Raw genomic sequence first — 20096 nt, 5'->3', positions numbered from 1 at the left:
AATTAACTGCCTCGATAGGTGGAATAGCCGTAGGGCGAGATCAGCAGCGGCACATGGTAGTGCGCCGTGATATCGGCGATGCCGAAACGGATCGGTACAAGATCGAGGAAAGCCGGATGCGGCAGCGGCGTGCCGCTCCCCCTCAGATAATCACCGGCGTGGAAGACCAGTTCATAGGTGCCGGCCCGGAAATTTTCGCCGGCAAGGATGGGGCCGCCGTCGACCCGGCCATCGGCATTGGTCTCGACCGTCTTCAGATGCCTGCGGATTTCGCCATCGAGCTGGAAAAGATCGATCCTGAGCCGCTCGGCTGGCTTGCCCAAGGCGGTATCGAGAACATGCGTGGTCAGTCCGGTCATGGGGCTGGCTCTCTGATGACGAAGGGGGTTTCGAAGAAGAATTCCTCCAGATTGTTGCCTGGCCCCTCGCGATCGACGACCAGGAAATCGGAGACTTGGCCAAGCGCCATCAGCGGATGATGCCAGACATTGCGGCGGTAGTTCACACCCTGGTCCCCCCGCGCGTAAAACACCTGCGGCCTGCCCGGGCGTCCGCTCTCGTCCTCGGCGACGACGACCAGAAAAGGACGGCCGGAAACCGGCGAGAAACTCTGGCTGCCGAAAGGATGACGCTCCATCATATCGACATCATAGGGGAAACTGCGCGGCTGGCCGCGAAACAGATTGATGATGACGCGCGCGCCCTCGCCCGCCGCCTCCGCCACAGCCAGCGCGTGAAACCGTTCGGTCGTGCCACCATTGATGAGCCGCATCGAGGCCGGATCGGCTTCGATGACTTCGCCGAAGGCAGCGAAGGCAGCGCTGGTGAGCGGGCAAATGTCGAGAAATTCGGGCATGGCCTCACTCACCTTGGGCATGCCAGTTGCGGACGGCATCGATCTCGCGAAGAAGCTCCGGCAGCGTCCGATAGGTCGCCTCCCAGATGTCCGAAGGATCGAGATCGAAGACATCGTCGAGGATGCGATTGCCCGTGCCGCAGATCTTTGTCCACGGCAGGCCGGGATGCTCGGTGGCAAATTCCGGATGCGTCACCAGCAGACGGGATGCCGCGGCACCGATGGTGAAGTGGCAGAAGGCAACGGCCTTGAAAGTGAGCTGATCCTCGGCGAAAGCCGCCTCATCCATTCCGCCGATGAAGGACAGCGCTTCGGATGCCGCCTTTTGCATGTCATTGAGATAGTCGATGGCACGCCTCTCCTTCATTCCGCCTCCGGCAGCATCGAGGTCAGACGCAGCAGCGCGATCTTTTCGACCTGCGCAGTCGCGGTCGCAAATTCTTCGTCCCGGCCGTTGCCGATCCGTGTTTCAAAAGCTTCCAGAATATCCTCCTTGCCGAGTCCTTTGACGGCGATGATGAAGGGAAAGCCATATTTTTCGACATAGGCCGAATTGAGTTCGGTGAAGCGGGCGTGTTCGGCAGGGCTCAGGCGGTCGAGACCGGCGCCGGACTGCTCCTTGCGGCTGTCTTCGGTAAGTTCGCCGGATATGGCAAGACGCCCGGCAAGATCGGGGTGGGCGCGGAGCACGCCGAGACGTTCCTCCGGGCTTGCGGCGCGGAAGACGGCCGCAAGCGCCGCATGCACGCCTGATGCCGTCAGCGGCTCGGTCAGGCCGCCGGCGTCATAGGCACGCTCGGCGATGAAAGGCGAATGTTCGAAGACGCCGCCGAAGCGGAAAACGAAATCCTCGCGCGACAGCATCAGATCGCGTCCGGCTGATGATGCTTGTGCCAATGCTCGGCGATCTCGATGCGGCGCGGAATCCAGACCTTGTCGTGCTTCAGCACATATTCGATGAAGCGCTTCAGCGCCGCCGCCCGGCCGGGGCGCCCGACGAGACGGCAATGCAGGCCGACCGACATCATCTTCGGGCTGCCCGCCTTGCCTTCCTCATAAAGCGTATCGAAGGCATCCTTGAGATAGGTGAAGAACTGATCGCCGGTGTTGAAGCCCTGCGGCGTCGCGAAACGCATGTCGTTGGTTTCGAGTGTGTAGGGAATGATCAGGAAAGGTTTCCCGTCGACGCCCTTCACCCAGAAAGGCAGGTCGTCGGCATAGGAATCGGAGGAATAGAGGAAGCCGCCCTCCTCCTGCACCAGCCGCAGCGTATTGTCGGAGGGCTTGCCCTGATACATGCCGTAGGGCCGCTCGCCGGTGAGTTCGGTGTGCAGGCGCACGGCTTCGAGGATATGCTTGCGCTCCAAGTCTTCCGGAAAATCCTTATATTCCAGCCAGCGGTAACCGTGGCTGGCGATCTCCCAGCCGGCTTCCTTCATCGCCGCGACGGCCTCGGGGTTGCGCGCCATCGCCAGCGTCACGCCGTAGACGGTCGCTTGCACCTTGAGATCGGTGAACATCCGCCAGAGCCGCCAGAAACCGGCGCGCGAACCATATTCGTAGATCGATTCCATGTTGAGATTGCGCTGCCCAGGCCAGGCCGCCGCGCCGACGATCTCCGACAGCAGGTTTTCGGACGCCGGATCGCCGTCGAGGATCGAGCTTTCGCCGCCCTCCTCGTAATTGATGACGAACTGCACGGCGACGTGTGCCTCTTCAGGCCATTTCGGATCGGGCGTCTGACGCCCGTAGCCGACGAGATTGCGCGGATAAGTCTCGGATACCATCAAATCACCTTCTGAAAAGACGAAGAACGGTAGCATCCGCAGCCGGAATGTCGAGACGGAAACTGCGCAGCGGATTTTTATCCTTTCTGCGCAATATGTTAGCTTATCTCTTGTCAGGCGATCTTGCGCGCGCTGACCTTGCCCATCGGGTGCAGAGAATGAACGCGGAAAGGACCGCCGGTGCCCTCTTCGATCATCAGCGCCACGTTCGAAACCAGGACCGGTTCGCTGAGCACAGGCTCGAAAATCATCCGCAGCGCTGGCTCGATGCGCGGCATGTCGATCGCGTTGACCGGGCCTGTCACCGGCATATGGAAGCGGAATTCCTCCATCACGTAAGGATTGCCCCAGCGATGCAGGTTTGAGAACTGCGCGGCCGACAAGCCATCCGGATCGCTGCGTTCGATGTCGGCCTCGCTCAGCGGCGCGCGGAAACGGTCGAATTCCTGCACGATCGCCGAAGCGAGATATTGAATCCGCTCGCAGGGAACACTCGGCAGCAGGCTGTAGAAATTGCCGAGCCGGGCGACTTCGAGGCGCGGAATCTGGAAGGGAAGGACAGTCCCGGAAAAACGCATGAGGTCGCGCAGGAGTTGCGATTCGGACAGTTCCGGGCACAGGTGGAACGGTGCTTTCAAAAGGCCATGAAAACCATAGCGCCGCGGCACGGCCGTATGGAAGGCAATCTCATGAATGCCGAAGCCGCGCACCGCCGGAGGCTCCAGCATCTCACCTGAAAACACGTTTCGGCCAAGCCAATGGGCGGCCATAAGCGATAGCGGGTCGCTCGCCGGGGGCGTGAAGCAAATGGCATAGCGCATGCGATTTCCTCCATCAGGAAAAGGAGCGCCAGTGATCTCAGGCGCTGTCGATGCGCAAGCAGATAGGTGATTTGCATGACAGAATAACGAAACGAAGCGGCGCCGAATTCACGTTTAACGTGAAGCCGCAGCGATATGGCTTGAAATATCGAAGCTTTCCGGAAGCGAAAATCCGCAGTCTCTATCGCCTGCGATACATATCGCCGCTTCCGCCAGCCGGTGGGCCAGGCCGAAGCTGACCTTGAAACCGCCGGTCAGCGCGATGAGGCGCGAGTGCTCGGGATGGCGGCCGATCATCGGATCGCGGTCGACCGCCTTCGGACGAAGCCCGGCCCAGCGTTCGACGACGGCAGCGTCGTGGAGTGCCGGCACAATCTCCCGCGCCGCGCCGATCAGCGCGTCGAGTTGGCCATCGGTCGAAGTGGGATCGTCGAAACGATTCTCGCTGGTACTGCCGATCGCCGCATAACCGCCCTCATGCGCCACGACATAGAGCCCGTCGAGAAAGATCGTCGGCAGCGCCGGGTCGAGATCGGCTTTCAGCAGCGCCGCCTGTCCCTTGACCGGCTGGCCGAGCGGCTGTTTCAGCCCCGGCGTCAGGCCCTGCAGCAACGGAAAGGATTGATGGCCAGCGGCCAGGATGCAGTGACGGAAAGCGATAGTTTCGCCGCCTATCTCAGCCACGCCGCGATCCGGATCAAGGCCGGCAACCGTTGCATGCTCCAGAATGCGTACATGTTTGGCCCGCCGCAGCAAGGTGACAAGTGCCGCGATCAGCGAGCGGGGCGCAACGCGGGCGGCGAGCGTGTCGTGCACGAAGCCGCTTTCGCCGGCAGAGGCCTCGATCCAGCCGCCGACTGGCGGGCCGTCGAGCACATGCCAGTGGAAACGGCGCGCGCCGGACTGCCAATGGCGCTCGGCATCCTCGCAATGGCGGCGCGCGATTTTTTCGAGATGCGGCTTCGGCAGCGGGATCAGCCGTCCCGAACGGCGATAGCCCGCCGAAAGCCCCGTCATCGCTTCGAGCGTCGCGATCTCGGCCTCGAGCGAGACCAGCGCATCGAATTGGAACTGCTTCTTCTCAGACCACCGATCCGGCATATGCGGCATCAGCGCGCCGAGCAGGCCGCCGCTTGCGCCCCCGCCCAACCTGCCGGCGTCGGCGACGATCGTATCGATGCCGCGGCGTGCGGCATGAACGGCTGCCCAGAGACCCATGATGCCGCCGCCGACGATCAGCAATTCGCAGGATGATTGACCTGAGACCGGCCGAGGATTATCGGCTTTTTCCATGACAGACGTGAACCCCGATCAGATTGGCGCGGGCGCGCCGCAGCCGCTCGAATGGCGCGACGGCGATATGCCTTATTCCACCGCCTTTGGCGATCATTTTTATTGCCAGACGGACGGTCGGCTGGAATGCGGCCATGTCTTCCTCGCCGGCAACGGGCTGCCGGAGCGCTGGAACGGGCGACGGACGTTCGTGATCGGCGAACTCGGCTTCGGCACCGGCCTGAACTTCGCCGAGACCTGGCGGCAATGGACGCAGCATCGCGCAGCCGGCCAGCATCTGCATTTCATCTCCTTCGAACTCCACCCGATGCGCGGCGAGGAGATCGGCCGGGCGCTGTCGCACTGGCCGGAGATCGATGCCGAACGCCAGGCGCTGACGGCGTCCTGGCCGGAAACGCCTGCCGATACGGTCTCGCTCGACCTCGACGAGCAGACGAGGCTCAGCGTCGTCTGCGGCGCAGCACTCGAAGGCGTCGCGGCCGCAAAGCCCGGCTTCGACGCCTGGTATCTCGACGGCTTCGCCCCGTCGCGCAACGGCGACATGTGGTCGGAGGAACTGATGCGGCTGGTCTGTGAGAAAGCGGCACCCGGCGGCACCTTCGCCACCTATGCGGCCGCCGGTTTCGTGCGCCGAAATCTCATCGCCGCAGGTTTTTCCGTCGAGCGCCGCCAAGGCTTCGCCGGCAAACGCGAAATGCTTTGTGGCATCAAGGCATCCGGCAAGTAAGCAGATCAGTAGCTGGTACGCCCCGGCTGCTCCTCGTCCTTGCCGAGCCATTGCCGGATCTTCTCTTCCAGCAGTTCGGGGCTGATCGGCTTCGACATATAGTCGTCCATGCCGGCATCGAGGCAGAGCTCGCGATCGCTTTCGAGTGCATGGGCAGTGACGCCGATGATCGGCACCCGGTGGCCCTGCCCCTTTTCCCTTTCGCGGATCGTCTGGGTCGCCTGATGGCCGTTCATAACCGGCATCGACACGTCCATCATGATAATCCGCGGCGTATGCCGCTCCCAGGCGGCGACCGCCTCCTCGCCATTGTCGACGACCAGGAAGGAGAGGCCGGTTCCCTGCAGAATCTGCGTGAAGACGATCTGGTTGACTTCGTTGTCCTCGGCGACGAGCACATCGACGAATTCGGCGGCCCGCTGCGGCGGTGCCGGTGCAGGCGGCGGGACAGGCGCGGCCGCCTGCGCCTGCAGCCGGGCGATCTCGGCCTCTGAAGCCTGCTTGACGCGGCTGGCGCGCACCACTTCGACGACGGTGTTGCGCAGCACGTTGGCGCGCGCCGGCTTCATCAGATGCGCGTGGCCGTTCAGCGCCGCGAATTCCTTTTCCGTGCCTGAAATATCCATCGATGTGAGGAAGATGATCGGCAGCTCGACGAAGCGGCGATCGGCGCGCAGCCGGCGCGCAACATCGGCGCCGTTCATATCGGGCATGTGATAGTCGAGCACAACGGCATCGACGGTGATGCCGAGATCGGCAGCCGCCTCCAGGATCGCCAGACCGGTGCCGCCGCCTTCGGCCGCCACGCCGTCGAAGCCCCAAAGCGACAGCTGCTCGGTCAGGATCCGCCGGTTGACGTCATTGTCGTCGACAACAAGGATGCGCGCACCCTGCACGTTGATCGGCAGCGGTTTCGGCTCGAGCCGGGCGGCCGCCACCGCAAACGGCAGGTTGACGGTGAAGACCGAGCCCTTGCCCCATTCGCTCTCGACATTGAGATAACCGCCGAAGAGATCGACGAGGCCGGCGGTGATCGCAAGCCCGAGACCCGTTCCCTCATGCCGCCGGGTCGAGGAAGCGTCAACCTGCGAGAATTTGTCGAAGACCGATTCGAGCTTTTCGGCCGGAATGCCGATACCCGTATCCTCGATGCGGATGCTCGCCATGATCTCGCCGCCCCCGGCCGCCTGGAACCCGACATCGACGAAGACATGGCCGCGCTCGGTGAATTTGACCGCGTTGCCGACGAGATTGGTGACGATCTGGCGGAAACGGCCGGCATCGCCGATCACGGCGGCGGGCAGATCGGGAGACGCCCGCACCAGCAGTTCGATGTTCTTCTCGGCGGCATGCGAGGAGAGGAGCGTGGCCACATCCTCCACCGCTTCGGTGATGTCGAAGGCGGCTCTGCGCAGTTTCATCTGCCCGGCGTCGATCTTCGAGAAGTCGAGGATGTCGTTGATGATCGTCAGCAGCGCATTGCCTGACTTGACGATGATGTCGACGAACGTCTTCTGGCGTGTATCGAGATTGGTCTTGGCCAGCAGCTCCGCCATCCCCAGCACGCCGTTCATCGGCGTGCGGATCTCGTGACTCATATTGGCGAGGAATTCGGATTTGGCGCGGTCGGCGGCTTCGGCGCGCGACAAGAGCTGGCGCAGTTCCTCCTCACGACTCTTCAGATCCGTGACATCGGTGAACAGCGCTACCCAATGCTGTCCCTCGCTGACCATCGCATCCATGTTCACCCAGCGCTCGCTGCCGACATGGAAAACGGTGGAGATCGGCTGCCTCGCGGCGATATTGGCGCGCCACTCCTGCAGGATCTCGTCCGCCGCATCGTGGAAATCGCCGCGCGCCGCGCAGAATTCGAACATGCCGAGCCAGCCTTGCCCGGCCTCGATGTAGGAAGCCGGAATCTGCAGGATATCGGCCATTGCCTCGTTGGACATTTTGATGATGCCGTCCTGGACGATGGCAAGCCCCTGCGACATCGCATGCGTGGCATCACGCATCATTTCGCCGACCCGCTCCAACGCAGCGCGCGTCTCGTGAATTTCCTTTTCCCGCTCGCGCACAGCCGAAATATCGGCGTAGGTTAGCAGGATCCGGTCGTTGGAGATGCGCCGGCTGTCGAAGATGACGGATTTTCCGCCCGCCCAACCGAGCTCGATCGGTTCCGGTTCATCGGTCTCGAACAGGTGCTTGCGGAAGGCGTAGATCTCTTCCGCCGTCTGCGTGCCGTCGTAGCGGCCGAGCTCGTTATTGCGGCGGATGACATCGACGAAATGACGGCCGTCGAAGGGATCGTCGAGCGGCAGCTCCCAGATGCTGTAAAATTCGTCGTTGGCGGAGAGAATCCGGTGGTCGTTATCGAGGATAAGCACGCCGATCGGCAGCGAGCGCAGGATGTTCTCGATATCCCGATGCAGCGCCTCCTCCTGCTTCTTCGCCTCGATCAGCGCCGTCTCCCGCTCCTTAAGCGGCGCGATATCGGAAAAGGAGCCGACGACATAGGTGCGCCCATCCGCCGTCACGACGCGGTTGACCCGCGAGATGAGCGGATGAATGCGGCCATCCCTACCCGGCATCTGGCTTTCGATCTCCTTCGACAGCCCATCTTCCAGCGCCAGCCGGTTTTCCTGGTAGATCGCCTCTCCACCCTCCGGCCCGAACATCTCGTGCTCGGTCATCCCCAACACCTGAGAGCGTTCATAGCCGCTGAAGCTCTCGTAATATTGATTGGCATAGACGAGGCGATGTTTGTCGTCGCGCACGAAAACCGCGACCGGCAGGTCCTCCATGATGGTGCGCAGCAGATCGCGTTCGTTGACGCTCTCGTGCCAGCCCGTATCGCCGGCAGCAGCCGGCTTTGCGCCGTTGCGGTAGGCGGCGTTGACGACCAGCGGGCGTCCGTCCTCGGCAAAGATGCCGATCGGATGGTCGAGCTTTTCCAGCGCCTCGCGCACACGGGCAAAATCCGCTGCAGCGCCGGGGTTGCCGGCAGCCCCTCTATCGTTCACCGCGCGCCGCGGCGCTTCGCGCCCTTCGAAAATGCCGAGCACATAGGCCCGCTCCGGCGACGGCGAAAAACTTTCGATCTGGACGCGCTCGTGGCCGAGACCCGCGGCATCGAAACAGATGGCGTTTTCCTCGGTGCCGAACACCAGCGCGCGGCGCTCCCTATCCTCGCGCTCCTCTTCCTCGGGACGGTCGAACAGCTCGCGGCTGCGCCTGCCGATGAAATCGGAAATTTCACGGCTGAGGAAATCGGCATAGGCCTCGTTGACGGCGACATAGCGCAGTTCGCTGTTCTTGACATAGGCCGGGGTGTCCAGATCGGCGATCCGGCGGCAAGCCAATTCCAGTATGTCCCCGGCTGATTTCAAGAAATTGTCGCTCCCGCAATGAATGAAATATCAACTACAAAGATTATAACGCCAAGGCTTTTAACAAGGTTTTAACCATAAATTTCAGCAGAGTGTTTTTACAAGTCGGCTCATCAAGCTAAGCCGCCGTACATGTGCACCCGGACTTGCAATCCTTACCGTCCGCACATTCCCTTTTCGCGCCGACTTTCGTTGAAATCATGACGAAAATTTAATGCGGGAGCCGCTTGCACGGCCATCGCGCCGCCGCGATCCGGGCGGAGTCTGAACACGGCTTTATGGAAGCCAGTCTAGATCAAGGAAAATAGCATGTCCGTTCTTCATAAGACCATGGCGACGGGCCTGATCGCGCTGACCCTTGCCGGCGCCTCACTCGCCACCGCCACCACCGCCGATGCCCGTCCACGCGATGCCTTCTGGGGCGGCCTTGCCGCCGGCGTCGTCGGCGGCGCCCTGTTGTCCGAGGCCGCCCGCCCGGCCTATCCCGCCTACCCCTATTACCGCCCCTACCCTGTCTATCGGACCTATTACCGGCCGTCCTATTGCCACCTCGAATGGCGCTACGACCGTTGGGGCGAAGCCTACCGCGTCAAAGTCTGCCCGGAGTAAATGAAAGCTCGTTCTGGCGGGTTCTCACCCGCCAGAACGAATTGCTGACATCGCATTTGCATCGTTACGGAGAAAGCTCCTCCAGCACGCGATCCTTGGTTTCGACCGCAAACAACACCGTGATGATCGCACCGACGATCAGAATGGCTGCGAAGCTCGCAAAGACATACTGGATGCCCATGGAAGACATCACCGTGCCGACGAGGATCGGACCGGCCGATGATCCAAAGCGAAGCCAGGCGCTGCCGGTTCCTGTTCCCAGTGCCCTGAGGCGCGTTGGGTAGATCTCTGCCGAGTATAGGTACAGGGAGAATGTAACGGTCTGGACAATCGCATAAGCGAGACCGGCAAGAACCAAAACCTGAATGGGAGACGTCGCGCCGAGCCATGCGAGAGCGAGCAGCGGCACGGGAGCGAGAAGCAGTGCACCGGTGTACCAGCGCTTGCGTCCCACTTTGTCGATGAGCAGCGCGCAGATGACGGCGGCAATCACGCCGCCGACCGACGTCAGGAAACCATAGAAGATGCTGGTTTGAAGCGGCAGATTGAAGACCTGTCGATACAGGGTCGGCAGCCAGGTGATCGTACCGTTGGCCACCGTATAGGCGGTAAACCACATTGCCCAGATGGAAAGCGTCCGCTTCAGGTAAATGCCCTGGAAGAGCTCGCGCCAGTCCGACTTGCGGCGGACCGGCGCCTGGATGAGCTTCGGCTCGGGCAGTTCCTTGCCGGCTGCGCGGGCACTCTCTTCCATGCGGGTGACGATAGCGTTTGCTTCGCCATAGCGGCCGTTGGCAGCCAGCCAACGCGGTGATTCCTTCAGGAACCAGCGCAGAGGAATCATGATGATTGCGGGAACGAGACCGACGATGAACATCGCCTTCCAGCCGTAAACCGGTACCATGAAGTAGCCGATCAGCCCGGCGCCGACGAGGCCCAGCAGGAACATGACCTCATAGAGGAGGAAGAACTTGCCGCGCCCCTTCGACCCGATCAACTCGTTGATATAGGCGCTGGCGACCGGAACCTCGCCGCCGGTGCCGATCCCCTGGACGAAACGAAAGGCCATCATCATGCCGGCCCCGGCAGCGAACAGGCATGCGACATCCATGCTGACAAAGAGCAGGATCGTGAACAGAAGAACTTTCAGCCGGCCGACCTTCTCGGCAAGCCAGCCAAACAGGATCGCACCGATCAACTGCCCCAGATAGCCCATCGACAGGATCATGCCTGTCTGTGAGGGTGTCAGGCCCCACTCGCGGACGAGGACGGGCATGGCATAAGCGATGGCGATGACCGTGTAGCCGTCGAAGAATGTTGCCGCGCCGACGATATTGCGCGCCCAGAATACCTCGCGGGTGATGGGAAGGCGCTCCAGACGAGCGCTGATTTCGGCCTGAGGATCAGCGGCATTCGCCGTCTCAGCCGGCATAGGCTGCATGACATTCATTGGTTCCTCCTTCTCGCCCCGTGGCCTACCACTCTCCCGGCCAGGGGCGCTCCTGCTTGATGGTTATTCTTGCGTGCCGGTTTGTCCTGATGATGCGCTGCGCTTTGAACGGCGAGCCACCTTTGGCCAAGGCTGTGCTCCCACGCTGCCTCCTGCCCATCGAAGCGACGCCCCTGCGCAATGCACAGGAGCGTCGAATGAATCACTCGGCGGCCAGGAGCTGGTCGACGCGGCCGATACCGGCGGCATCGAAGGCGGCAAAGATTTCCGCTTCGGCTTTTGCGCCAAGATTCTTCAGCGGTTCGCGGATTGTCGCATGCTCAAGGATGCCGCGATGGACGAGACCGAGTTTGAGCGCGACGGTCCCCTCCATATGGGAGCCGCGATGATAGACGGCTCGCGTCACCGGAAGAAGGCGTTCGAAAATCTTACGGGCTTCAGGGTAGTTCTGCGCCCTGCCTGATTTGATCAGCTCGATCAGCAGTTCCGGCGCGATATTGCCGTAACCGACGAGCAGGCCATCGACGTCGAACATGGTCGGCAACAGCCATTCGTCGTGGCAGCTCAGAACTTGCAGATCAGGATTGGCTCTCTTCAGTTCCGGAATCTCGACATACCAGCGCTTCATGTTGCGCACGCCATTCTTGGTGGCGACGACGCCTTCCTGGGTGGCGATCGCCAGCTGCGTGTCGAGATCATAGGATGCTTTGGTGGCATCGGGATATTGGAACAGGATGCACTGCAGGCCGGATTCCTGCCAGACCGCCTTGTAGCGATCCTGGGGCGCACCCTTCTGAAAGCCGAAGCGCAGCCAACCGTGGTTCGGATAGACGAGCGCGCCGGTGGCCCCAGCCGCCTTGCACTTCCTGGCTTCTTCGGCGGCGACCTTCGTGCCTTCACCGGTAATCCCGGCAATGATCGGAACGGCGCCGTCAACCGCTTCGACATAGGTGCGGACGAGCGCCAGCCGCTCGTCTTCCGTGAGGAAAGTACCCTCGCCGGCATGGCCGAGAATGACGAGGCTTTTGACCCCTTCCATCGAAACCAGCCATTTGGCGATTTTTGCGTTGGCTTTGTGATCGACTTCGCCGTCGCGGGTGAAAGCGGTTACGGGGGCCGGGCTCAGCCCGCGCATGTCCATGGGTTGCATCTTGATCTCCTCCTCTATGCGATCGCGTACATCAGCGACCGGCAATAGGATCGTTAACGGGAACGTTCCCAATATCGTTCTCGAAACTGCTGGAGTCAATGTCTTTTTTAGTGCATCTTCGGAAACGGGGGCGGATTGCCCGACTCTAGTGGAAAAGGCTCAATGAATTCAAAGGCAGACGAAATTCCCGGCCAGATCCGCGTCAACATTCACGACGTGGCTGCCGCAGCCGGCGTCTCCAAGTCGACCGTATCGCGCCTACTTGACGAACGGCTTCCACGCTCAGACAGCGAGACCGCGCGTCGGGTGCGCAGGGTGGCCGAAGAGCTTGGGTATGTCAGGGACGTTTCTGCAGCAAGCCTCAGGCGCGGCAACACCATGACGGTCGGGGTGATCGTGCCCAGGCTGACGGACACGGTCATGGCCATGCTTTACGAAGCCCTGGCCAAAGCCTGTAGTCGTACCGGCCGCTTCGCGATCGTCGCCACCACCGACGACAAGCCGAAGGCAGATCGGCTGGCCGCCGAGTCTCTTCTGAAACGCGGTGTCGATGGACTGATTCTTTCAACGGCCCGGGAGGACGACGACTTTCCGGACGAGTTGGCAAAACGCGGCGTCCCGTATGTCCTTGCTCTTCGAACCGATGGTCACAGCCTCTCTTCGGTTGGCGACGACAGGCTTGGCGGTTATCTCGCGGCCCGCCATCTGCTCGATCTAGGCCATCGCAGAATTGGGATCATCGCCGGCCCATCCTATGCTTCCAGCGCTCGGGGCCGAGTCGAAGGGTTCAAGCAGGCTCTGGAAGAAGCTGGATTGAATACAGATCCCTCCTACATCGTTCCCTCGACATTCGGCATCGAATCGGGCGCTCTCGCTGTCGAGACACTGATGACTCTCACTCCTCGCCCGACCGCTGTTTTCGCCGTCAACGACAATACCGCCATCGGAGCCTTGTCGGGACTGACGAAACTCGGCCTTTCCGTGCCCCAGGACATCTCGGTCGTCGGTTACAACGACATTCCGATCGTCTGCCACCTCCCCACGCCGCTCACGACGTTGCGGGTGCCGCTCGACCAAATTGCCTCAAACGCCCTCGATCTTCTTGCGGGTACTGACCGTCTCGCTGACGACCGTATTCGGATCTCGGCTCCAACACTCATTCCCAGGAAATCGACAGCGCCGATACGCTAGGGGTCGTGAGAGGTATAAACATGCCGGAACCACTCAAGAATCTGCTGCATCAGGCGCTGGTCGCCGACATGGCCGATCGCATCGCCGCTAATGCGCCCACCTTCGACACGAGCCGTTTCGTGGCGCTGGCGACCGATGGCCTCGGGGCGCTGGAGCTGATGGAGCGCTCGGCCCTGATCCGCGACGCGCTGTTTGCCACGCTTCCCGATGATTTTACCAAGGCCGCCGCCATCCTGAAGGCAAGCCTGCCTGTCTCAGGCAGGCCCGGGCTTTCCGGCTGGATGCTGCTGCCGGTCAACCAGTTCATCGCGGCCCGCGGCCCCGATCATTTCGATCTCGGCCTCGATCTGCTGAAGGCGCTGACGCCGCATTTCACCGCCGAATTCGGTATCCGCCAATTCATCCACCGCGACCAGCAGCGCGCGCTCGCCATCATCTCCCGCTGGGTCGGCGACCCTGATCGGCACGTGCGCCGGCTGGCGAGCGAGGGAACGCGGCCGCGCCTGCCTTGGGCCATGCGCCTGCCGCAACCTGTGAAAGACCCCGCGCCGATCCTGCCGATCCTGACCGCGCTGATCGACGATCCGGAAGATTATGTCCGCCGCTCCGTTGCCAACAGTCTGAACGACATCGCCAAGGATCACCCGGATCTGGTCGCAGCCTTCATCGCCAGCAGTATCGAGGGGGCGTCGCCCGAGCGGCGCCGAATGCTGAAACATGCTTCGCGCACGCTCCTGAAGAAGGGTCATGCGCAAGCGCTCGCCAATTTCGGCTTTGGGGCGGCTACGGCGCTGACATGCGAACTACGCCTCCTGAACGGCGAGGTCACGTTCGGCGAGGGGTTGGATTTCGAAATCTACGTCAACAATGCCGGCGAGACCGCGCAATCGCTGATGATCGACTACGCCATCCACCACGTGAAGGCCGACGGCTCGCTCTCGCCCAAGATCTTCAAATGCAAGACGATCATGCTCGCACCCGGGCAAAGCCACGCAATCGAGCGCCGCCACGCCCTGCGGCCGATCACCACCCGGCGCTATTACCCCGGCGAGCACCGCATCGCCATCCTCGTCAACGGCTGGGAAAGCGCATCTCAAAGCTTCTTGCTCGTGATGCCCGACTAAGTTCTACCGGAGGCTTTCTTGTGCACTGCACTTGACTTTCCGCGCGAACTAGCCCAAATGCAGCCCAGCTTTCACCCTTCCGGCCGCCGCGTGAGCGTGCCCCTGCTAAAAAATACGGACGCAGGAAGAAGGGACAAAAGCGCATTTCGATAGAGCGCCGCACTCCCATGAGCGGCCAGAAGCGCTGGAAAGCTTTTTCCAACTCACAAGTTCCCACTTCACGCGGGGTTCTTGACGCCAGAATGAAACCGGATCGCATGGTGCGCTCCGGCGATAGTCGTTGTGGCGCCCCGAAAGGTTATGCCTTGACTAATTTTGAATCGCTTGGTGTCTCCAAGCCGATCGTCGCCACCTTGTTCCAGCTCGGCATCGAAACGCCGACGCCGATCCAGGAACAGGCCATCCCCCTTCTCCTCCAGGGCCGAGACCTGATCGGCCTTGCCCAGACCGGCACCGGCAAGACCGCCGCCTTCGGCCTGCCGCTCATCGAAAAGCTGCTTGCCGACGAGCGCCGCCCCGACAACCGCACGACGCGGACGCTGATCCTGGCGCCGACCCGCGAACTGGTGAACCAGATCGCCGACAATCTGAAGAAGTTCATCCGCAAGTCGCACCTGCGCGTCAATGTCGTCGTCGGCGGCGTCTCGATCAACAAGCAGCAGCTGCAGCTCGAAAAGGGCACCGATGTCCTGGTCGCAACGCCGGGCCGCCTGCTCGATCTCGTCAATCGCCGCGCCATCACCCTGACCACGGTGCGTTATCTCGTGCTCGACGAAGCCGATCAGATGCTTGATCTCGGCTTCGTGCACGATCTGCGCAAAATCGCCAAGCTGGTGCCGAAAAAGCGCCAGACCATGCTGTTTTCGGCCACCATGCCGAAGACGATCGCCGATCTCGCCGGCGAATATCTCGTCGATCCGGTCAAGGTCGAAGTCACTCCGCCCGGCAAGGCTGCCGACAAGGTCGAGCAGTATGTCCATTTCGTCGCCGGCAAGAACGACAAGACGGAACTGCTGCGCAAGTCGCTGACCGAAAATCCCGATGGCCGCGCCATCGTCTTCCTGCGCACCAAGCACGGCGCCGAGAAGCTGATGAAGCATCTCGACAATATCGGCTATTCCGTCGCCTCGATCCACGGCAACAAGAGCCAGGGCCAGCGCGAGCGGGCGCTGAAAGCCTTCCGCGACGGCAGCATCAAGACGCTGATCGCCACCGACGTTGCCGCCCGCGGCATCGACATCCCGGCCGTCAGCCATGTCTATAACTACGACCTGCCCGAAGTGCCCGACGCCTATGTCCATCGCATCGGCCGCACGGCGCGCGCCGGCCGCGACGGCATCGCGATCGCCTTCTGCGCCCCCGACGAAGCCAAGCTGTTGCGCGATATCGAGCGCCTGATGGGCATCGACATCGCAGTCGCAAGCGGCGAAGCGCCGGCCAATATCGGCAGCGCCGGCCCCCGCCGCGGCAACGGCAATGGCAACAACCGCAATCGCGGTGGCGGCCAGGGTCGCGAAGGCCAGGGTCGCGGCGAAGGCCGTGGCGATCAGAACCGCTCGGAGCATCGCGGCAGCCGCCAGGAGCGCCGCCCGCGTCCCGAACGCACAAGCCGCAACGAGGATTTCCGCGGCCAGCGCCGCGGCGAAGCCACCCCCAATCTCGGCCCCGACAACGACCTGGTCTCGACCTCCGACTTCCGCCCCTCGGCAAAGCCGCAGCGTCCTGCCCATGGCGGTCCTAATAGCCATCATGCCAATGGCGAGCCGAGCGGTCATCACCGCGGCAACGGCCGCCACGCCCACGGCCGCCCGGCCCGCAAGCATGGCGAAGACCGCGGCCCGCAGCAGACCCAGGGCGGCGAACCGCGCCGCGAGGGCAATGGCGGCAACGGCCGGGGCGGCTCCGGCTCCCGCAATGGCGGTGGCCAACGTCGCGAACGCGCCTGAGCGCCGATTGATTTAAAGGAAAGGCCGAATATCTCCGGTCTTATACGTTGGGAGACCGGAGCATCTGACAGGTGCTCCGGCCTTTCTCTCTTTGTGGTGGCAACATCGCAACGGCAGTCCGGGGCCCAGCCGGTCCTTCGCCCGTACATCGAGACGGGCACATCCGCTTGAATGTCGGACGCTTGAGACCTAAATTGGCTAAATGCTTGACCATCCGTCCCGGCCGTTGTCGCCGTCAACTATCCCAATGGATGCCCTGAGCGAAGTCCTGCAAGACTTTCGCTTGAGCGGGGTCAACTATGGCCGCTGCGAGCTCAGGCATCCATGGAGCATCGCCTTTCCGCAACAACAGCTGCTTCGTTTCCACTTCGTCAGCCAAGGTCCGTGCTGGATCCATACCGAAGTCGAAGGATGGCAGGAGTTAAACGATGGCGATCTGGTTCTGCTGCCTCAAGGCATCGCACATCGGTTAGCCAGCGCGCCGGATGTTGAAGGAGATTCGCTTAAAAGCTGTCAGATAACAAGGGTGGGAAGCAATGTCTGCGATGTCGTGCGGGAGGGAATGGGGGCGAATAGCACCCTCTTCTGTGGTTCCATGGCTTTGGGCGCGCATGCGCTTCACCCCTTGATCGCTCTGATGCCGCCAATCATCAAGGGCTGCGATGTGGCCGGCAATGACCCGATCGTTGGCCCCCTTCTGGCCGCCATGTCGGCGGAAGCGACACAGCCCCAAATGGGAAGCGCGACCGTGCTATCGCGAATGGCGGACTTGCTCGCGGCGCGGCTTATCCGCTGCTGGGTCAATTGCAGCGGAGCTTCGACCACCGGCTGGCTCGCCGCCATCCGGGATCCTCATATCGGTCGTGTATTGGCGGCCATGCACCGGGACCCCGGCCATAACTGGACCCTCGAAAGCCTCGCTGGTGTGGCTGGCCAGTCGCGCTCGATCTTCGCCGAACGCTTCAGCGCTATCTTGGGTGAAGGCGCGGCACATTACCTCGTCCGTCTGCGTATGCAGCTTGCCCGCGATTTGTTGGGTCAAAGCGGCATGTCGATCGCGGAAGTTGCTTCCCGGCTGGGCTATGAGTCCGAGGCGTCTTTCGCGCGCGCCTTCAAACGCGTCACCAACGTTTCACCCGGGATTGTGCGCCGCACAAGTTCCGGACGAATGGATATAGATTTCGGATTTTAAGACACATATCATCCTGAAAACTTCGTCTATCAAATCTCCGAACATAGGAGATAGTTCAATGACGGACTCAACATCACAGTTCGACGGGATCGCAATTGGCCTGGAGACGGATGAACCATCCGCGTGGAACACGGCGACCTGGTTTGCCGTTGTTTCGATGGCAGCCACCAGCTTTGCGCTGGTGTCCGCTGAGTTCCTGCCGGCGGGCCTGTTGACGCCGATGGCGCGCGATCTCGGCATTTCCGAGGGAACGGCCGGACAAGTCGTCACCGCCACCGCTTCTGTCGGCGCCGTGGCGGCCTTATTGAGCAACGTCCTCATCGGCCGACTGAACCGCAAAACCGTGCTGGTCAGCCTCAGCGCGCTGGCGATCGGCTCCAATGTTCTGGCATCATTGGCGACTGATTTTTGGCTGTTGTTGGTGGGCCGGGCCGGGTTGGGCATCGCGCTGAGCGGCTTTTGGGCGCTTTCAGTAGCCGTCGTGGCGAGGCTGGTCGGCGCTAATGCGACAGGTCGGGGCATGGCTATCGTCACCCTCGGCGTTTCGCTCGCCACGATAGCTGCACCATCAATGGGTGCTTTGATCAGCGATTGGCTGGGATGGCGCAGCGCCATGGCGATGACAGCCGGGCTTGCCGCGCTTGCCATGCTGCTGCAACTGATCAGCTTGCCGACGCTTCCTGCAAGCACAAGCAACAGTATCGCTGATGTTTTCCGGCTGACACGACGGGGCGGCATTCAACTGGGAATGCTTGCCATCCTTTTGCTGATGACCGGGCATTTTGCCGGGTCGGTTTATGTGCGTCCTTTCCTCGAACAGGTAACGCTCCTTGATACCCGATCAATCGCCCTGGCACTGCTCGGATTTGGCATCGCCTCCGTGATCGGCAATGTTGCCGGTGGCCGAATGGCCGATGCCAGTATCCGGCTGGCACTCGCTGTCACCGCCGCGCTGATGACGGTTGCAGCGCTCGCTCTGGTGCTTTGGGGCGCCCATACCGGCATTGCGTTCGCCCTCGTCGCACTTTGGGGCTTTGCCTTCGGAATGGCGCCGGTCGTGCTGCCGACCAATCTTTCCCGCGCAGCCCCAGACGCTCTGGAGGCGGCGGGTAGCCTGATGGTCGTCTCTTTTCAGGTGGCCATCAGTATCGGCGCGGTTTTTGGCGGCTATATCGTCGACCACTACGGCGCCGTGGGACCATTGACTGTGACGGCGATCCTGGCTGCATCGACGATTGCCTTGGCGTTGCTGCAGCCCCGCAACTGATCATTGCTTTCAACCTGCGGATCACGCACAGTCGAACTGAAGATGCTCTGGATAACAGGTCACCGGCAATCGTCGGCGACCTCCAATGCGTTCCGTCCGGGGTTCGGTGACTAGAGCATGCTGCCGAAAAGTGCGAGCGGTTTTCGGGCGACATCATGCTCTAACTCTTTAATTTAGAACAGGATTCAGATTTAAGGCCGACCCGGCCTTAACTCATCCTGTTCTAGCGGCAAGAGTGGAATGTCGTCGGGAAAGAAAACTTTCTTAGCGGCACCGGTAGCCGTCGCCGATTGCGTCTACGAAGAGACGCTCCTCGTCCGGCGGCGGCCTTGGCGCGGCCGGCGGCCTATACGCTCGCGGGCACCTGCTGAACGACCCTGCGGTTTGTCATGTAGACACCCGTGACCACGATCGCCGTGCCCACAATCAACGGCAGGGTCAGTGGCTCCCCGAAGGCGATGAAGGCCTCGAGCGCGACGGCCGGCGGCATCAGATAGATCAGCGAAGCCGCACGCGAGACCTGCCCCCGGCGGATGAGATAGAGCAGCAGCCCGACACCGCCCATCGACAGGCCGAAGACCGACCAGGCGAGCGCGGCATAGGCCCGTGCGGCACCATCGAAATGCTGGTGCTCGAAGATCAGCGACAGCGGCAGGGTGAGGATCAGCGCCCCGACATATTGCAGCGTCGCGATGGTCCTGAGGTCGCCGGATTGCAGGTGTTTCTTCTGATAGAGCGTGCCGTAGGTGACCGATCCCATGGCGATGAGGTTGATCGCCAGCGGCAGGGCGGCATGCGTGAGATCTGATGTCGCCGGATCGACGAGCTTCGGCGAAATGGCGATGGCAATGCCGATGAAGCCGAAGGCAAGGCCGAGCTTCTGCTTCTGCTGCAACCGCTCGCCGACCAGAAAGGGAGCCGCCATCGCCGTCAACAACGGCTGCAGCGCCGCGATGATCCCCGATATGCCGGCCGGCACGCCATTGGCGATCGCCCACCACAGGCCAGCGAGATAAAAACCATGCAGGAAAAAGCCGGAATAGATGGCGCGCAGCCAGGTCGTCCGGCTTGTCGGCCATTGCGCCCGCATCACCACGCAGAGCGCCAGGAATGCCAAAGCCGACAGCCCGTAGCGTATCGAAAGAAAGGTGAAGGGCTCGGAATGCAGCGCCGCATATTTCGCCACCACCCAGCCTGTGGACCAGAGCAGAACGAAAAGAGCGGGGGCAAGGCGGTCGAGGGACATGAGGCTGCTCGGGAGAAAAGAGTTCGCCGTGCTGATAGCGGCACCGGG

General features: G+C 61.9%; 18 protein-coding genes. 7 read left to right on the top strand and 11 right to left on the bottom strand.

The window, feature by feature from the left end:
• Positions 1 to 2: 2 nt before the first annotated feature.
• From uraH to FHX03_RS07630, 7 genes are all read right to left on the bottom strand, one after another.
• The gene (uraH, locus tag FHX03_RS07660; RefSeq protein ID WP_097626531.1) at positions 3 to 359 is read right to left on the bottom strand and encodes a hydroxyisourate hydrolase; all 357 of its coding nucleotides are present in this window, start codon (positions 357 to 359) and stop codon (positions 3 to 5) included.
• Entirely contained in the window at positions 356 to 856 is a 501-nt protein-coding gene (locus tag FHX03_RS07655) for an ureidoglycolate lyase (protein WP_097626529.1), read from the bottom strand. The genes uraH and FHX03_RS07655 overlap by 4 nt, the downstream gene beginning before the upstream one ends.
• Positions 857 to 860: 4 nt before the next feature.
• Positions 861 to 1223 carry a DUF86 domain-containing protein gene (locus FHX03_RS07650; protein ID WP_003592892.1) on the bottom strand — a complete coding sequence of 121 codons (363 nt, stop codon included), beginning with the start codon at positions 1221 to 1223 and terminating at the stop codon, positions 861 to 863.
• Positions 1220 to 1720 carry a 2-oxo-4-hydroxy-4-carboxy-5-ureidoimidazoline decarboxylase gene (uraD, locus tag FHX03_RS07645; RefSeq protein WP_097626528.1) on the bottom strand — a complete coding sequence of 167 codons (501 nt, stop codon included), beginning with the start codon at positions 1718 to 1720 and terminating at the stop codon, positions 1220 to 1222. The genes FHX03_RS07650 and uraD overlap by 4 nt, the downstream gene beginning before the upstream one ends.
• Positions 1720 to 2643: an allantoinase PuuE gene (gene puuE, locus FHX03_RS07640; RefSeq protein ID WP_088938353.1), complete on the bottom strand. Its 924-nt coding sequence runs from the start codon at positions 2641 to 2643 to the stop codon at positions 1720 to 1722. The genes uraD and puuE overlap by 1 nt, the downstream gene beginning before the upstream one ends.
• Positions 2644 to 2756: 113 nt before the next feature.
• Positions 2757 to 3464, bottom strand: coding sequence for a DUF1045 domain-containing protein (locus tag FHX03_RS07635; protein ID WP_183853161.1), 708 nt, complete (start codon positions 3462 to 3464; stop codon positions 2757 to 2759).
• A 114-nt stretch (positions 3465 to 3578) separates the two neighbouring features.
• Entirely contained in the window at positions 3579 to 4757 is a 1179-nt protein-coding gene (locus tag FHX03_RS07630) for an NAD(P)/FAD-dependent oxidoreductase (RefSeq protein ID WP_183853160.1), read from the bottom strand.
• Between FHX03_RS07630 and mnmD the strand changes: the two genes are divergently transcribed.
• Positions 4756 to 5484, top strand: coding sequence for a tRNA (5-methylaminomethyl-2-thiouridine)(34)-methyltransferase MnmD (mnmD, locus tag FHX03_RS07625; protein ID WP_097626520.1), 729 nt, complete (start codon positions 4756 to 4758; stop codon positions 5482 to 5484). The genes FHX03_RS07630 and mnmD overlap by 2 nt on opposite strands.
• A gap of 5 nt (positions 5485 to 5489) precedes the next feature.
• Here mnmD and FHX03_RS07620 read toward each other — a convergent pair whose 3' ends face one another.
• Complete coding sequence (locus tag FHX03_RS07620; protein ID WP_183853158.1) at positions 5490 to 8873, bottom strand: response regulator; 3384 nt, start codon at positions 8871 to 8873, stop codon at positions 5490 to 5492.
• A 309-nt stretch (positions 8874 to 9182) separates the two neighbouring features.
• On the opposite strand from FHX03_RS07620, the gene FHX03_RS07615 reads away from it, so the two are divergent.
• Positions 9183 to 9482 (top strand): hypothetical protein, encoded by a 300-nt coding sequence (locus tag FHX03_RS07615; protein ID WP_183853156.1) that lies wholly within the window; start codon positions 9183 to 9185, stop codon positions 9480 to 9482.
• 64 nt (positions 9483 to 9546) lie between these two features.
• On the opposite strand, the gene FHX03_RS07610 is transcribed toward FHX03_RS07615, so the two are convergent.
• Positions 9547 to 10932 (bottom strand): MFS transporter, encoded by a 1386-nt coding sequence (locus tag FHX03_RS07610; RefSeq protein WP_183853154.1) that lies wholly within the window; start codon positions 10930 to 10932, stop codon positions 9547 to 9549.
• Between the two features lie 202 nt (positions 10933 to 11134).
• On the bottom strand, positions 11135 to 12082 hold the full coding sequence (locus tag FHX03_RS07605) for a dihydrodipicolinate synthase family protein (protein WP_165503944.1): 948 nt from the start codon (positions 12080 to 12082) through the stop codon (positions 11135 to 11137).
• 162 nt (positions 12083 to 12244) lie between these two features.
• Between FHX03_RS07605 and FHX03_RS07600 the strand changes: the two genes are divergently transcribed.
• The 5 genes from FHX03_RS07600 (at position 12245) to FHX03_RS07580 (ending at position 18802) form a co-directional block, all read left to right on the top strand.
• Positions 12245 to 13273, top strand: a complete 1029-nt coding sequence (locus FHX03_RS07600; protein WP_097626510.1) for a LacI family DNA-binding transcriptional regulator — start codon at positions 12245 to 12247, stop codon at positions 13271 to 13273.
• 20 nt (positions 13274 to 13293) lie between these two features.
• Positions 13294 to 14397 (top strand): DNA alkylation repair protein, encoded by a 1104-nt coding sequence (locus tag FHX03_RS07595; protein WP_183853152.1) that lies wholly within the window; start codon positions 13294 to 13296, stop codon positions 14395 to 14397.
• 257 nt (positions 14398 to 14654) lie between these two features.
• Positions 14655 to 16343, top strand: a complete 1689-nt coding sequence (locus tag FHX03_RS07590) for a DEAD/DEAH box helicase (RefSeq protein ID WP_097626508.1) — start codon at positions 14655 to 14657, stop codon at positions 16341 to 16343.
• A gap of 202 nt (positions 16344 to 16545) precedes the next feature.
• The gene (locus FHX03_RS07585; RefSeq protein ID WP_165503945.1) at positions 16546 to 17535 is read left to right on the top strand and encodes an AraC family transcriptional regulator; all 990 of its coding nucleotides are present in this window, start codon (positions 16546 to 16548) and stop codon (positions 17533 to 17535) included.
• A gap of 58 nt (positions 17536 to 17593) precedes the next feature.
• Entirely contained in the window at positions 17594 to 18802 is a 1209-nt protein-coding gene (locus FHX03_RS07580) for an MFS transporter (RefSeq protein WP_097626506.1), read from the top strand.
• A gap of 346 nt (positions 18803 to 19148) precedes the next feature.
• On the opposite strand, the gene FHX03_RS07575 is transcribed toward FHX03_RS07580, so the two are convergent.
• Positions 19149 to 20048, bottom strand: a complete 900-nt coding sequence (locus tag FHX03_RS07575; protein ID WP_131711389.1) for a DMT family transporter — start codon at positions 20046 to 20048, stop codon at positions 19149 to 19151.
• Positions 20049 to 20096: the final 48 nt, after the last annotated feature.

Origin of the sequence: Rhizobium sp. BK456, from assembly GCF_014194045.1 — a bacterium.
In the GTDB taxonomy this organism is placed as follows: domain Bacteria; phylum Pseudomonadota; class Alphaproteobacteria; order Rhizobiales; family Rhizobiaceae; genus Rhizobium; species Rhizobium redzepovicii.
This window is presented reverse-complemented; position numbering and strand designations above follow the sequence as displayed.

Excerpts from the sequence above, each read along its gene's own strand:
- FHX03_RS07575 (WP_131711389.1), bottom strand. The coding sequence starts at position 20,048 with ATGTCCCTCGACCGCCTTGCCCCCGCTCTTTTCGTTCTGCTCTGGTCC.
- uraD (WP_097626528.1), bottom strand. The coding sequence starts at position 1,720 with ATGCTGTCGCGCGAGGATTTCGTTTTCCGCTTCGGCGGCGTCTTCGAA.
- FHX03_RS07590 (WP_097626508.1), top strand. The coding sequence starts at position 14,655 with ATGGTGCGCTCCGGCGATAGTCGTTGTGGCGCCCCGAAAGGTTATGCC.
- FHX03_RS07580 (WP_097626506.1), top strand. The coding sequence starts at position 17,594 with ATGACGGACTCAACATCACAGTTCGACGGGATCGCAATTGGCCTGGAG.
- puuE (WP_088938353.1), bottom strand. The coding sequence starts at position 2,643 with ATGGTATCCGAGACTTATCCGCGCAATCTCGTCGGCTACGGGCGTCAG.
- FHX03_RS07595 (WP_183853152.1), top strand. The coding sequence starts at position 13,294 with ATGCCGGAACCACTCAAGAATCTGCTGCATCAGGCGCTGGTCGCCGAC.
- FHX03_RS07650 (WP_003592892.1), bottom strand. The coding sequence starts at position 1,223 with ATGAAGGAGAGGCGTGCCATCGACTATCTCAATGACATGCAAAAGGCG.
- FHX03_RS07635 (WP_183853161.1), bottom strand. The coding sequence starts at position 3,464 with ATGCGCTATGCCATTTGCTTCACGCCCCCGGCGAGCGACCCGCTATCG.
- FHX03_RS07600 (WP_097626510.1), top strand. The coding sequence starts at position 12,245 with ATGAATTCAAAGGCAGACGAAATTCCCGGCCAGATCCGCGTCAACATT.
- FHX03_RS07605 (WP_165503944.1), bottom strand. The coding sequence starts at position 12,082 with ATGCAACCCATGGACATGCGCGGGCTGAGCCCGGCCCCCGTAACCGCT.
- FHX03_RS07655 (WP_097626529.1), bottom strand. The coding sequence starts at position 856 with ATGCCCGAATTTCTCGACATTTGCCCGCTCACCAGCGCTGCCTTCGCT.
- mnmD (WP_097626520.1), top strand. The coding sequence starts at position 4,756 with ATGACAGACGTGAACCCCGATCAGATTGGCGCGGGCGCGCCGCAGCCG.
- FHX03_RS07585 (WP_165503945.1), top strand. The coding sequence starts at position 16,546 with ATGCTTGACCATCCGTCCCGGCCGTTGTCGCCGTCAACTATCCCAATG.
- FHX03_RS07630 (WP_183853160.1), bottom strand. The coding sequence starts at position 4,757 with ATGGAAAAAGCCGATAATCCTCGGCCGGTCTCAGGTCAATCATCCTGC.
- FHX03_RS07610 (WP_183853154.1), bottom strand. The coding sequence starts at position 10,932 with ATGAATGTCATGCAGCCTATGCCGGCTGAGACGGCGAATGCCGCTGAT.
- FHX03_RS07615 (WP_183853156.1), top strand. The coding sequence starts at position 9,183 with ATGTCCGTTCTTCATAAGACCATGGCGACGGGCCTGATCGCGCTGACC.
- uraH (WP_097626531.1), bottom strand. The coding sequence starts at position 359 with ATGACCGGACTGACCACGCATGTTCTCGATACCGCCTTGGGCAAGCCA.